The sequence below is a fragment of the Lysinibacillus sp. 10T31 genome (assembly GCF_056394365.1).
In genome coordinates this window covers 19,007-33,118 of record NZ_JBFTHS010000049.1, presented here as the reverse complement: position 1 = coordinate 33,118, position 14,112 = coordinate 19,007, and the positions used below count along the sequence as shown (strand labels likewise).

General features: G+C 38.9%; 13 protein-coding genes. 8 read left to right on the top strand and 5 right to left on the bottom strand.

From position 1 onward, the window contains the following. Nucleotides 1–214: 214 nt before the first annotated feature. The 5 genes from smpB to secG form a co-directional block, all read right to left on the bottom strand. The gene (gene smpB, locus AC1DCY_RS21965) at nt 215–682 is read right to left on the bottom strand and encodes an SsrA-binding protein SmpB (RefSeq protein WP_049669013.1); all 468 of its coding nucleotides are present in this window, start codon (nt 680–682) and stop codon (nt 215–217) included. Between the two features lie 308 nt (nt 683–990). Then, entirely contained in the window at nt 991–3,528 is a 2,538-nt protein-coding gene (rnr, locus tag AC1DCY_RS21960; protein WP_477353515.1) for a ribonuclease R, read from the bottom strand. A gap of 37 nt (nt 3,529–3,565) precedes the next feature. Next, entirely contained in the window at nt 3,566–4,312 is a 747-nt protein-coding gene (locus AC1DCY_RS21955; RefSeq protein WP_477353514.1) for an alpha/beta hydrolase, read from the bottom strand. A gap of 265 nt (nt 4,313–4,577) precedes the next feature. Further along, a complete protein-coding gene (locus AC1DCY_RS21950; RefSeq protein WP_477353513.1) occupies nt 4,578–5,162 on the bottom strand; it encodes a hypothetical protein in 585 nt (194 codons plus the stop codon). A gap of 143 nt (nt 5,163–5,305) precedes the next feature. Then, nucleotides 5,306–5,533, bottom strand: coding sequence for a preprotein translocase subunit SecG (gene secG / locus AC1DCY_RS21945; RefSeq protein WP_370042596.1), 228 nt, complete (start codon nt 5,531–5,533; stop codon nt 5,306–5,308). A gap of 322 nt (nt 5,534–5,855) precedes the next feature. Here secG and AC1DCY_RS21940 point away from each other — a divergent pair, with 322 nt between their 5' ends. The 8 genes from AC1DCY_RS21940 to dltD all read left to right on the top strand — a co-directional run bounded on the left by AC1DCY_RS21940 (nt 5,856) and on the right by dltD (nt 14,059). After that, nucleotides 5,856–7,118: a transglutaminase domain-containing protein gene (locus AC1DCY_RS21940; protein ID WP_477353512.1), complete on the top strand. Its 1,263-nt coding sequence runs from the start codon at nt 5,856–5,858 to the stop codon at nt 7,116–7,118. Between the two features lie 171 nt (nt 7,119–7,289). Further along, the gene (locus AC1DCY_RS21935; protein WP_477353511.1) at nt 7,290–7,472 is read left to right on the top strand and encodes a hypothetical protein; all 183 of its coding nucleotides are present in this window, start codon (nt 7,290–7,292) and stop codon (nt 7,470–7,472) included. A 63-nt stretch (nt 7,473–7,535) separates the two neighbouring features. After that, complete coding sequence (locus tag AC1DCY_RS21930; RefSeq protein WP_477353510.1) at nt 7,536–9,176, top strand: alkaline phosphatase; 1,641 nt, start codon at nt 7,536–7,538, stop codon at nt 9,174–9,176. 624 nt (nt 9,177–9,800) lie between these two features. After that, a complete protein-coding gene (locus tag AC1DCY_RS21925) occupies nt 9,801–9,938 on the top strand; it encodes a teichoic acid D-Ala incorporation-associated protein DltX (protein ID WP_370081792.1) in 138 nt (45 codons plus the stop codon). An 18-nt stretch (nt 9,939–9,956) separates the two neighbouring features. Then, complete coding sequence (gene dltA, locus AC1DCY_RS21920; protein WP_477353509.1) at nt 9,957–11,429, top strand: D-alanine--poly(phosphoribitol) ligase subunit DltA; 1,473 nt, start codon at nt 9,957–9,959, stop codon at nt 11,427–11,429. Next, nucleotides 11,426–12,589 (top strand): D-alanyl-lipoteichoic acid biosynthesis protein DltB, encoded by a 1,164-nt coding sequence (dltB, locus tag AC1DCY_RS21915; RefSeq protein ID WP_477353508.1) that lies wholly within the window; start codon nt 11,426–11,428, stop codon nt 12,587–12,589. The genes dltA and dltB overlap by 4 nt, the downstream gene beginning before the upstream one ends. Before the next feature lie 64 nt (nt 12,590–12,653). After that, nucleotides 12,654–12,887 carry a D-alanine--poly(phosphoribitol) ligase subunit 2 gene (gene dltC / locus AC1DCY_RS21910; RefSeq protein WP_477353507.1) on the top strand — a complete coding sequence of 78 codons (234 nt, stop codon included), beginning with the start codon at nt 12,654–12,656 and terminating at the stop codon, nt 12,885–12,887. Beyond that, nucleotides 12,884–14,059 (top strand): D-alanyl-lipoteichoic acid biosynthesis protein DltD, encoded by a 1,176-nt coding sequence (dltD, locus tag AC1DCY_RS21905; protein WP_477353506.1) that lies wholly within the window; start codon nt 12,884–12,886, stop codon nt 14,057–14,059. Before dltC ends, dltD begins: the two co-directional genes overlap by 4 nt. The last annotated feature ends 53 nt before the right edge of the window (nt 14,060–14,112 follow it).

The window sequence follows — 14,112 nt, the reverse complement described above, 5'->3', positions numbered from 1 at the left end:
CGTTTCACTCGATTTTCTGTACGAGGAAAATCGAAGGTTGAAAACGARATGGGCCTCGCATTAATGGCCGTGAATTTAAGGAAATTCACAGCCATTAACTAAGAGCTAGATGGAGACAACATAAAAAATAGAGAAATCCGAATTTGAATKMATTCAAATTCGGATTTCTCACTAATTGAAGCTAGTTATGTCCCAGCCTCTTCCTAACAATCTATTAATCTTGATTCTTTGCTTTGAAGGCACGTTCCATGTCGCGTTTGGCTTCTTTTTTGCGCATGTCGTTGCGTTTGTCGTAATCTTTTTTCCCTTTGCCGACACCGATTAGTAGTTTGGCGTAGCCGTCTTTAATGTACATTTTTAATGGGACGATTGTGTAGCCGTCACGTTTTACGGCACCGACTAGCTCGCCGATTTGCTTTTTATGAAGCAGTAGCTTGCGGGCGCGTAGTGGGTCATGGTTAAAGCGGTTGCCTTGTTCGAATGAGCTGACATGCATATTGTTGATCCATGCTTCACCGCTTCGGATTTGTACATAGGATTCTTTTAGTTGAACCCTTCCTGCACGGATGGATTTAATTTCTGTGCCTGTGAGCACCATGCCCGCTTCAATTGTCTCTTCAATGAAGTAGTCGTGCCCGGCTTTTTTGTTTTGTGCTAATACTTTTCCAGTACCTTTTGCCATATAAAATCACCCTCTTCATCAATTATGCCTCGGCATAATTGCGTCTGGATTCGGCTTTGTGCCTGCACAAAGCCGAATCCGTGACATCCGCCGGAGGCTTTAACTTCTTTCAGCGGCTGTTTGGACACCCGCTGAAAAGTAACTTAAATCCGGCATTCATCACACCACCTATAGAGGTAGGAGACTTCTGCTGAAAGAAGTTAAAGGTTAAGCAGGTTCAACCCGCTTTTATTGATAAAGTGAAAGCACCCGCTTCAAATTGCTTTAAAGCGTCAATTGGTGCCTTCACTTATACTTATACTTTTACGTTATTTACGTTTTGGTTTTTTCTTTTTGTTTTTCTTGGCGACGCCTTCGTAGAACTTTTGCTTTTGCTTCACGCCTTTTTTAGGGCCTGGGCTTGAGCTATCTTTGCGGCGTCCTCGTGGATCACGGTCGTTTTCACGTCGTTCTCCTTGTCCGCCTCGTCCTTCTTCGTTACGACCATTGCGACTGCCATGTCCGCCTCGTCCTTCTTCGTTACGACCATTGCGACTGCCACGTCCACCTCGTTCTTCTTCGTTGCGACCACTGCGACTGCCACGTACGCCTCTCTCTCCCCCGTTGCGACCACCTTTGCGGCCATTACGACCATCTTTGTTGTCGCTATAATTTTTGCGTGCGTGAATAACAGTCGGTGCTGCTTTTCGAGTTCGTCCATAAGACGTTACCATTCCGACGATTTCAAAGTCAATCGATGACTCCTCAATAATAACATTTGCTACACGTACTGTAACTTCATCACCAATACGGAATTGACGATTTGTACGTTCACCGATCATCATCATTTGACGATCGTCAAAGCGATAGTAGTCATCTGTCATATTGCTAATATGGACAAGTCCTTCAATCGTGTTTGGTAGCTCAACGAAAATCCCGAAGTTTGTAATGGATGAGACGATACCTTCAAACTCTTCACCGATTTTATCGGACATATATTGTGCTTTTTTCAGTGCATCCGTATCGCGTTCTGCATCGACTGCACGGCGTTCACGTTCTGACGTATGGTCAGCAATTTCATCCATCGCCATACTCCACTGTGCAACTGTTTCTTTTGATGTATCTTTATTAATTAAATACGTACGAATTAAACGATGGACGATTAAGTCTGGATAACGTCGAATTGGTGACGTAAAGTGTGTATAGAAATCAGTTGATAAACCAAAGTGACCTAAGCTTTCAGGGTAATATTTTGCCTGCTGCATTGAGCGTAGAAGCATCGTTGAAATAACAGGCTCCTCTGGCATGCCTTCAATGGCTTTTAATACATCCTGTAGTGCCTTTGGATGTACTGTGTTTCCTGTACCTTTGATTAAAATACCGAAATTCGTGACAAATTCAAAGAAGCGTTGCAGTTTTTCTGGCTTTGGATCTTCGTGAATACGGTAAAGGAACGGTACATTCATCCAATGGAAATGCTCTGCGACTGTTTCGTTGGCAGCTAGCATGAAATCTTCAATTAATTTCTCAGCTACTGTACGTTCACGTAATTCGATATCTACTGGCCAACCATCTTCGTCCACGATCACTTTAGATTCTTTAAAGTCAAAGTCAATTGCACCACGCATTTCACGTTTAGTACGTAAAATGTTAGACAGCTCAGCCATATGTTTAAACATTGGTACTAGTGGCTCATAGCGGGCAAGTAGTGCTTCGTCTTGCTCCTCTAAAATTTTGTAAACGTCTCTATATGTCATACGCTCAGTTGTTTTAATGACACTTTGGAATATTTCATGTGAAATCACATTACCATTTGCATCAATAATCATTTCACAAGACAGTACTAGACGGTCAACCTGTGGATTTAATGAACAGATTCCATTCGATAATCGATGCGGAATCATTGGAATAACGCGGTCTGTTAAATATACACTCGTCGCACGATCATAAGCTTCAATATCTATTACAGAGCCTTGTGTTACATAATAACTAACATCTGCAATATGTACGCCAAGTTTATAAGTACCGTCTACATTTTTTGTTACGGTTACAGCATCATCCAAATCCTTCGCGTCAGCTCCATCGATTGTCACAATCGTTTCGTGGCGTAAATCACGGCGGCCCTCTAAATCTGCCTCTGTAATTTCATCTGGCACTTGTTGCGCAGCAGCAACTACTTCTTCTGGGAATTCAGGTGGAATGTCATGCTTATATAAAATAGATAGAATATCCACACCTGGGTCATTTTTGTGCCCTAAAATTTTAGTGATATAGCCTGTTGCTGATTTTAAATCTTCTGGCCAAGTAGCTACCTCAACGACAACCTTGTGTCCATCGACTGCCCCTAGCGTATCTCCCTTAGCAATGAAAATGTCCATCGGTAGTTTTTTGTCATCTAAAACAACAAAGCCAAAGCCTCGATTTGCTTGGAACGTCCCAACAAAGCTCGTTTGTCCACGCTCTACTACCTTTGTCACCGTACCTTCACGACGATCACCGAACGATTCCTTTAAAACACGTATTAAAACGATATCGCCGTTAATCGCACCATTTATTTCATGTGGTGGAATGAAAACATCATCCATCCCTTCAATATCAGGTGCCACAAAGCCAAAGCCTTTCGCGTGACCGATAAATTTACCTCGAAGTAAATTCATGCGCTCTGGCAGGCCATAGCGATTAGAGCGAGAACGCACAACTAAGCCTTGCCCCTCCATACGCACTAACGTTTTCACTAATTCTTTAAATTCGTCAGCATCTTTAAAACCAAATACATCCTCGATTTCGCCAACGGTTAATGGTTTATATTCTTCTTCACTGAAAAAATCGAGTAAACGACTTTGTAGTGTATCTTTCTGGTCTTTCATAATTTCCCTCCTTCATGAGAAAATCCTAATTATATTTTTATTGTGCCCAATTTAGGCTTTCTAAAAAGCGATAAATATCTTCATGTAACTGATCTTTTTCTTGATCTAACGTAATAACATGTTTTGAGTTTTCATACCACTTGATTTGTTTTTCAAGTGACTCAGTTTGATTATATATAATGTTGGCAGATTCTGTCTCAATTACCTCATCATTTGTCGCCTGTACGACAAAAATTGGTGCATAAATCATGTCAATTTCTTGACGTGTCCGAGCAATAAACTCTCGCAACTCCTGTAGAGATGGCATGCCCTTTTCAGCAATTAACGCAACCTCAGCTTCAATTTGCTGCTCGTCTTTACCTTGGAACTTTTTATAGTCCCTTGCATATTTTAGTACACCTTGAAACATAACATCTGTTGTACGCATCGTCATAGGAGAACACATTGTCACTATACCTTTCACTGGGTTATTCAGCGCAACATTTAAAGCCATCACCCCACCCAATGACAAGCCAGCAACAGCAATCTCCTCATAGCCAGCATCCTGCAGCTGTTTATACGCGGCTACGACATCCTGCCACCAATCGGCAGGACCTGTTGTAATAAGTTCCTCAGGCTCCACACCGTGACCTTTATAATGAGGTGCTAATGTAGTATACCCTTTTTTCTCTAAAAATCTACCAAGCATCCGCACATCCGCCGAGCTTCCCGTAAACCCATGCAATAACAAAACTGCTCTAGGTCCTGCCTGAAAGAAAAAAGGCTGTGATAACGATTTTTTCATTGCGAGCTCTCCTTCATCCAAATACATACTATTACCATTATAGCCATACTGAAGCTTCCTCAAAAGTTTTGACGATTGTTACTTTTTTTATTAATTTGATGGTCTTTTCTGGCAACCCGATGATCATTCTGGCATTTTGAGGATTCTATCCATCATTTTGGCTCTTCTATCCACGATTTTGATGGTTCTATCCACGACTTCTGGGATTCTATCCACGATTTTGGCTCTTCTATCCACGACTTCGGGAATTCTATGATTCTATCCATCACTCTAGCTTTTCCATCCGCCTATTTGATATTCGCGGGTATTTACCTTCCTTGCGCGAGCATTTGCTTCGCTTCCGCGAGTATTTCACTGCTCCGCGCGAGTATTCGCTTCGCTTCCGCGAGTATTTCCCTGCTTCGCGCGAGTATTCGCATTGCTTCCGCGAGTATTTCACTGCTCCGCGCGAGTATTCGCCTCTCTTCCGCAAGTATTTCCCTGCTTCGCGCGAGTATTCACCTTGCTTCCGCGAGTATTCGCATTGCTTCCGCGAGTATTTCACTGCTCTGCGCGAGTATTCGCCTTGCTTCCGCGAGTATTTCACTGCTCCGCGCGAGTATTCGCCCTGCTTCCGCGAGTATTTCCTTGCCCCGCGCGAGTATTCGCCTTGCTTCCGCGAGTATTTCACTGCTCTGCGCGAGTATTCGCATTGCTTCCGCGAGTATTTCACTGCTCCGCGCGAGTATTCGCCTTGCTTCCGCGAGTATTTCACTACTTCGCGCGAGTATTCGCTTCGCTTCCGCGAGTATTTCCTTGCCCCGCGCGAGTATTCGCCTCGCTTCCGCGAGTATTTCACTGCTCCGCGCAAGTATTTCCCTGCTTCGCGCGAGTATTTCTCTGCTCCGCGCGGGTGTTCACTTTACTGAACTAACTATGTATTGGCGTCCAAATAATTAGTACTATAAAAGAAAACGCCCAACCAATAAAGGTTAGGCGATATATCTTCAACTATTAGATTTTTGTAATAGCGAGTGCTAAAATAAAGAATAATATTGCTAACACAATTGTTGCACGATGAAGGATTAAATCCATACCGCGTGCTTTTTGCTTTCCAAATAGTTGTTCAGCTCCACCCGAGATGGCACCTGACAAGCCTGCACTTTTACTAGATTGAAGTAATACTACAACGATTAACGCTATTGATACGATAACTAATGAAACTAATACTACTGTATGCATTCACTGCACCTCCCGAACTTCGAACATCACAACATATCATATTATAACAAAAAAAGGTTCTCTTGACAAACTGAGATTAACAATTGCCCTCATTTCCCCTCCATCGGTTAGTTTTTCTAAAAAATTAACATACCATTCCACTACCATATTATCCTATAATAGTTAAAAACATAGCCATCACTAAAATTTCAAAACATATGCCATTCGTATAAGTTGATTGGGGTGAAGGCTGGGGCGGCTCATCGAACGCCCCAGTAAAAGCGCGGAAATCAACCTCACGTTTTAGTGATGAGTTAAAAATGTAATTATAATGGGAGGAATTATGAAAAAGAGTATATTGCTGATTTTTTCACTTATTATTTTAAGCATGCTTAGCGCTTGCTCAGCTGCTATCAAGATCGCCGAAGTATTAGTACAAGAGGAGCCTGGATTACAAGAGGAACCTGAATCAGTAGAAGAAACTTCTATGGATGTCAAGCTACCTACTAGTAAAGCTCCATCAGTTGAGTTTGCTACTGAAGATCTTTTTTCAACGACATTATTTAAGGAAGATCCTGCTTTGCTTCAATTTTCAAAAAAAGTTGAGAAGCATATAACAAAATTTGATACAAATTTTACAATAGTTTATAAAGGAAAATTAGATTGGGATGCATTTGAAGAACAACTAAATGATATTTATAACATAATTAATTTCGTTAATCCTTATACAGCAGGATACGTTGAAAATTACAATTGGGAAGCATGGGAAGTAGCTAATGGTTACGAGGTAGAGTTTGATTTTACATATTTAACAGATGCCAAGAAGGAAAAGAAAATTGATGCTTATGTGCAGGAATTTGCAAATAAGTTTATTACAAATGACATGGATGATTTTCATCGTGCTAAAGCCGTTAATGACTTTGTCGTACAACTGGCCACTTATTCTGATAAAGATGCGTCAGAAGGACAATCCGTTTATGAATTAATCAGTAAAGAAACGGGTGTTTGTCAAGCTTATGCATTATTAGCCTATCGTTTATTTTTGGCGGCTGATCTTGATGCTAAATATGTATATGGCTTTAGCGATAATCAGCTTCATGCATGGAATTTAGTAAATGTTAATGGTGATTGGTATCATGTTGACACGACTTGGAATGATGTTAATCCTGATGAACCATATGCTATTTCCTACGCATATTTTTTAGTGAATGACGAGAAACTAAGTGAAGATCATATTTGGGCAAATGAAAACTATTTTGCTGCTACGAGCAATGCGTATGATTTTATGCATGATATGTGGTACGCAGATACTGTTGGCAACATTATTTATTATAATAGCATGACCGATAGCATGGTATACGCCTATGATTTAGCAGCAAAACAAAATAGACAAGTTACGGAAACATCCTGCTATTACTTGGCGGCTGTTGGCGATGCGATTTATTGCAGTGATTATGATAATGCCGGCTTTTTAACAAAGATATTTATAAACGATGGCTCAGAAGAAGTGTTATTAGAGGAAGAGGTTTTAAACTTGTTCATTGATGATAAAGGGGCTTTATTATACGAAACCATTGACGGTGAAAAACGTTCCCAAAATTTATAGCCATTTCAAGAATCTGCATGCTTCCATCAATCAATGGATAGTAAGCAGATTCTACTTTCACCTTCTGTCTTTAATCTATTTAAAAACATACGTCATGAGTAAAAGTTGATTGGAGTGGAGACAGGGCGACTCCTTGGGGATTAGCGATAGAGGAACGAAGCGGCTCATCGGATGCCCCTAGGAAGCTTTGCTCTGTGCGAAAGCGTAGCGTCAGCAACAACAAATGTTTTCTGTAGCGAAAGCAAAGCGACAGCTACAAATGTTTTATCTGCGCGAAAGCGTAGCGTCAGCGACAAAGCGCCCAGTCGGAACGGAAATCAACCACACACTTTTGGAATTAACACTATCCCCTAAATTCATCCTTGCTTTACACCTTCCTTTACATTTACTTGTGAATTGACCCTAAGGAGGAAAGTCATGAAATACTCAAAAAAATGGAGTTCATTGTTGTTAGCAAGTGCTATTGCTTTGTCGTCGATTAGTATCGCCCAGCCGCAAGTACAAGCTGCCCAAGCTAAGAAGCCAACAAATGTGATTATGCTCGTGATGGATGGTAGTAGTAATAATGCTGTTACCCTTTCTCGTTGGTATAAAGGTGAAGGCTTAGCGATGGATGAAATTTTATCAGGGGCAGTGCGTACATATTCTGCCGATTCAGCTATTACTGACTCTGCTCCTGCCGCTACTGCGTTAGCAACTGGGCATAAATCGAATAATAAGTTTGTGGGTGTGCTACCATCCGTTATTAATTCACCAGGGCTAAAGCAAATTGCCAAAGAGGATGCCTATAGACCTGTAGCCAATGTTTTAGAAGGGGCTAAACAACAGGGCAAGGCAACTGGTTTGATTTCTACTTCGGAAATTCAGCACGCTACACCAGCTGGCTTTTCCGCGCATGTGAATCATAGAAGCCAATATGATGACATCGCTGAGCAGCAAGTTTATCAAAACATTGATGTCGTATTAGGCGGCGGTTTAGAATCTCTGGCACCAGGCACAACTAAAAATGCTCGTCAAGATGGCGAGAATTTAGTGGATGTCCTTAAGGAAGAAAATTATGACATCGTTAAAACGCGTGATGAGCTCTTTAAAAGTAAAGCGTCAAAAATTTGGGGAAGTTTTGCTCCAAGTGCCCTTGCCTATGATTTAGATCGTGCCAAAACAAGAGCATCCGAGCCTACTCTTGCTGAGATGACAAATAAAGCCATTGGTACCCTTAAAAAGAATGAGAACGGTTTCTTCCTATTTATAGAGGGGAGTAAAGTGGACTGGGCGGCTCATGCCAATGACACAATTGGCATGATTAGCGAAATTTTATCGTTCGATGCTGCAGTCAAGGAAGCCATTGATTTTGCAAAAGAAGATGGCAATACTATGGTCATTGCTGTTACAGACCATGGGAATAGCGGTATTTCAATGGGGAATGCCAACACGACGAATACTTATCCCAACACCCCTGTATCTGCCTATATCGATCCTCTAAAGAAAGCTAAAATGACAATTGAAGGTGCGCTAAGCCAATTAAAAGAAGATCATTCAAATATTGTTGAAGTCGCTGCACTTTATGGATTAGATGATTTATCTGTGGGCGAGCTCACAACATTACAATTAGCTAAAGACCCCGGAGAAGAAATGGTAAAAATGCTTGCCAACCGCGCTAATATTGGCTTTACAACTGGTGGGCATACTGGTGATGATGTGTTTTTATACTCATTCGGACCATCTAAAATTACAGGTCTTGTAGAAAACACGGATTTAGCACATGCGATGGCACAGTTTATGGGCTTCGATTTAAATAAGCTTACAGACGATTTATATATACCAGCAACAAAAGCATTCATGGAAAAAGGCTACACATCTAAAATTGACTTAGCTGATAAAGAAAATCCTAAATTTATTGCACAAAAAAATAATGTAACCGTTACAATCCCAGTTAATAAGAACATTTTAATATACGAACAAGACAAAACAGCAAAAACACACACCTTCGACACAATCAATGTTTACAACGGCACTGAATTTTACGTTTCTAAAAAAGTTTTAAATGTAATCAAATAAGGGCTTTTTCGGGAGTTAATCTCCCACTTACTTAGGGATTCTGTACCGGGATAAAAATCGGGGCGCTATCATAAGTTGAGGTGTTTAACTTGATGATGGCGCTTTTCTTTTTTGCTCAAATATGTCTTGGCAAAGTCCTTGTTTTGCAGCTTCCATTTTGGTTATCCCCTTCTGCATCTCATCATAATTTATACCCATATTTTCCGTCTAATTTACCTTGATTTTACTTTCATTTAGTATGCTTAATGTAACGAAGACATGGATTGTTTAAAATGTCCTATTACGAAATTTAAGGATTTCTTAAGTACCAATCAAGCAGAAAAACAGCGATAATAAAGGTGATTGTAATTTTAGTAAAATACCAGTTGGGATGAAACAAAAGTGATTTTATTCCCTTTATTTTAGTTACGTTTTCCAAAACCTTAATTTTACCTTAAATTAATCTTATGATTTTATGAATAAAGAGAAATTCAGCAACATTTTTATCTACAATCCGTCAAAACAGTGTTAAAAATTTAATTAGGGTGTAAAATTAAATTTTAGAAAAAACTTGAAAAAATATCTAGTTATTTAGTATATTTACAAAGTTATAATCTTTTTTCATTTTTAATTGGAGGTGGACATATGCAATCCATTAAAAATAATGAGGTTTTACGTTTTATAGGCTTTACGTTATTTTACTTCATCATTTTAGCGCTCTTGTTTTTTATCCATGGCTTCCATGATATGAACGCAGGACCATTTATATATACGGAATTTTAAGAAAAGGAGATATAAACTATGTTAAGTATTTTAGAGGCTATTCAAAAAGTGGCACAACAGCATCCACATCGAACTGCATATCAAACCAATAGTGATTCTTTAACGTATGGTGAGCTTTGGCATCTTTCTGATTATGTAGCACAATATTTAATGGCTCTTGATTTAAAAAGACAACAACCTATCGTCGTCTACGGGCATATGTCACCTTTACAAATCGTTGCCTTTTTAGGTGCAGTAAAGGCAGGTCATTCGTATGTACCGGTTGACTCTTCTACACCGTCTGAAAGGTTACAGATTATTATAGAAGCTTCTCAGGCATGCTTGCTATTAAAAACTGAAGCATTAAGCTCAAATCAAGCAGTTCCTGTTGTGGAAGTAAGTGATTTAGTGGCTCAAGCTACTAGCATTTCGACAGAGCCCTCAACTTGGGTTAAGGATCAAGAAATTCATTATATTATTTACACATCTGGTTCTACTGGTAAGCCAAAAGGTGTCCAAATTACAGCCGATAATTTAGCACATTTTGTTGCTTGGATGCATGAACATTTCCCATTACAGGAGTCTGGTGTGTTTCTAAATCAAGCGCCTTATTCCTTTGATTTATCTGTGATGGATTTATATCCTGCACTCGTTAGTGGGCAAACTCTTTATGCTATTACACAAGAGCAAATTGCTAATCCAAAAGCGTTATTTGAGTCATTAGCTTCATCTGAAATTCGCGTTTGGACTTCGACACCTTCCTTTGCGAAGATGTGTTTAATGAACAAGGAATGGGATCAGGCGTTAATGCCTTCTTTAAATACGTTTTTATTCTGCGGAGAGGTTTTACCAGTATCCGTATCAAAAGAATTAATGCAGCGCTTCCCACAAGCTTCTATTTTTAATTTATATGGTCCTACCGAAACAACTGTTGCCGTATCTTATGTAGAAGTGACAAAGGAGCTTTTAGAACAATTTGACCAATTACCAATCGCCCCTCTATCTGAGCCTAATCTATCCTTGCAAGAAGATGGCGAGATTATTATTTCTGGACCGACTGTAAGTGCAGGTTATCTTGGTGCGCCTGATTTAACACTTAAAGCGTTTCCTACAATAGGGGATCAACGCATTTATAAAACTGGGGACGTTGGTTATGAAAAAGATGGCTATCTATTCTTTTCTGGCCGTAAAGATTTCCAGGTAAAACTGCACGGTTATCGTTTAGAAATCGAGGAAATTGAAAAGCAAATTGGCAATCTCCCACCTGTTGCTAGCTGTGTTGTTATACCTATTTCAAAAGATGATGAGATTGTTTCACTAAGTGCGTTTGTTGTTCTTCGTGAGCCATTGACGGACTCTGCCTTCAAAATGACGAAGCAGCTTAAAGCATTGTTAGCGGAGTATTTACCATCATATATGATCCCGAAAACGTTCAAATATATTGACTCTTTACCTTTAAATACAAATGGTAAAGTTGATCGTAAAGGATTGGCGGTTATGGAAACAGTATGACGGCTTATGGAAATATATTTTTTTTCATCATCATTGGTATTTTATTAATGCCAACCATTATTTTAGGACTACGTGGGAAATCAGCTAAACGCTATAATATCTTTATTTCGATTGTCGTGTTAGCTCTTATTTTTGGTAACTCCCTTAATGGCTCAACTTCTCTTATACTATTTACAGTATTTCAGTTATTATTAATTATCGGTTACCAAAAATATCGCTTACAGAAGAATAGCACGTCCGTATTCGTAATTGCTGTACTGCTGTCTATTTTGCCACTTGTACTTGTGAAGGTTCTGCCTATGCTTGGCCTTCATCATTTATTTGGATTTTTAGGGGTATCCTATATTACCTTCAAATCGGTACAAATGATTTTAGAAACACGTGATGGCTTAATTAAGGATAAAATTTCTGTAGTTGAGCTTGCTTATTTCTTACTGTTCTTCCCAACAATAACTTCAGGACCTATTGATCGTTGGAGACGCTTTTATAAAGATATGCACACAGTGCCATCTGGTCAAGACTATCAAAAGCTACTGTTAAGTGGGATCAATTATATATTTGTAGGCTTTTTATATAAATTTATTTTGGCTTATTTAATATACAATTACACGCTTATTTATTTACCAAGTCAAACTTATAACTATTTGACACCTTTTCAAGGGCAATTAGCGTATATGTATATGTATAGTTTTTATCTATTTTTTGATTTTGCAGGTTATAGTGCTTTTGCAGTTGGTGTCAGTCGCATTATGGGTGTTCAAACGCCAATTAACTTTAACCGTCCATTCTCGAGTCGCAATATTAAAGACTTCTGGAATCGTTGGCATATGAGTCTTTCCTTCTGGTTCAGGGATTATGTTTATATGCGCTTCGTGCTTTGGATGACAAAGAAAAAATGGATTAAAAACAAATATACAGTTTCTTATCTTGGCTTCTTTTTACTGTTCTTTTTAATGGGTATTTGGCACGGATTAGAATTGCACTTTGTTGTCTACGGTCTCTACCATGCCTTATTAATTATTTGCTTTGATAAATTTGAACGTTGGAATAAAAAGCGCAAGATTTGGCCAAAAAATAAATGGACTCACGCAATTGGCGTATTTATTACGTTTAATGCCATTTGCTTTGGTTTCTATATTTTTTCAGGAACATTATTTTAATTAATGGCTCTGTTCATGTTTTTATGAATAACGCAGCCTAAACACTAAAGGAGATTTTATAATTATGGATAAACAACAAGTTTTAGAAATGTTAGTAGAGTTATGCGAGGACGATATCATTTTAGAAAACCCAGATATCGATTTATTTGAAGAAGGACTTCTTGATTCATTCGGTACCATTAATTTATTAGTGGAAATTGAAAGCCGCTTTAATATCTCAGTGCCAATTACTGATTTCAACCGTGAGGAATGGAACACGCCAAATCGTATTGCAACGGAATTAGCTGAAAGACAATGATTAAGAAAGGCTTTCTATCATTATTAATTGCCTTTGCTCTTTTTGCCGCCTTTATATTCTTCCCTAATTCCTGGATAAAAGCTTGGATTTCAGATAAAGAAGTAGAGCAAGCAAAGACTAGTATGTCTCCGTTAGTGTTCCAAGGGATGTATTTTCAAGAGCGCATGTTGCAGGAGCCTAATACTATGCCTTTATACGGCTCCTCAGAATTAAATCGTTTTGATCCTTTCCATCCTTATAATTATGCTCGAGCGACAAACGCTCCGTATACGACATTTATGGTCGGGCGTGGTGGAATGCAGTCTATTACACACTTTTTAAATTTTGCTGCACAGGAAAAGAATTTAAAGGATAAGAAAATTGTTTTCATCATTTCCCCACAATGGTTTACGAAAAAGGGAATGAATGAATTACATTTTTCTCCTAACTATTCGATGTTGCACGCTTATGATTTAGCATACAATAAGAACATTGACGAAGATCTTCGAAATCGAGGAATGAAACGCCTGCTTGAATTTGATACTGTAAACCGCGATGATCTGCTAAGAACAATTTATGAATATAAATTATCTGGTGGTAAGGAAAAACCAATCATCGGGCGACTTGCAATGATGGCCGGCCATATCCAAAAGGCACTTTTAGAGAAAAAAGATTTGTATTACTCGCTATTCCCTCGAGAGGGAAGTAAGTTAAAAAGTAATGACAAACTAGTTGTAGACCAAACGTTTGAACAACAACTACAAAATGCCGAAAAATATGGCGAAAAACGTGTTTCCAATGATTTAATGATTGAAAATAAATTTTATAAACGTCTTGTAAATGCTAATATTAAAAAGTTTGAAGGAATGCGCAAAAACGAAGATTATACGACTTCGCCTGAATATGAGGATTTACAGCTTGTCATTGATATTTTAAAAGATGCTGGTGCAAAGCCTCTATTCGTCTCTATTCCAGTAAACGGTCATTGGTATGACTACACTGAATATCCTGCTGATCGTCGTGAAAAATATTACGAAAAAATGAACCAGATATTGACTGATAATGGTGTTCCATTTGTTGATTTCTCTGGCCATGATTATGATCCTTATTTCATTATGGATACGATTCATATTGCATGGAAGGGCTGGGTATATCTAGACCAAGAGCTAGACAAATATTGGGCACAGAAATAAAGTGCATTGTTCTAATAGGGACAGTCTAAAGTGTTAATCACTGAGGACTGTCT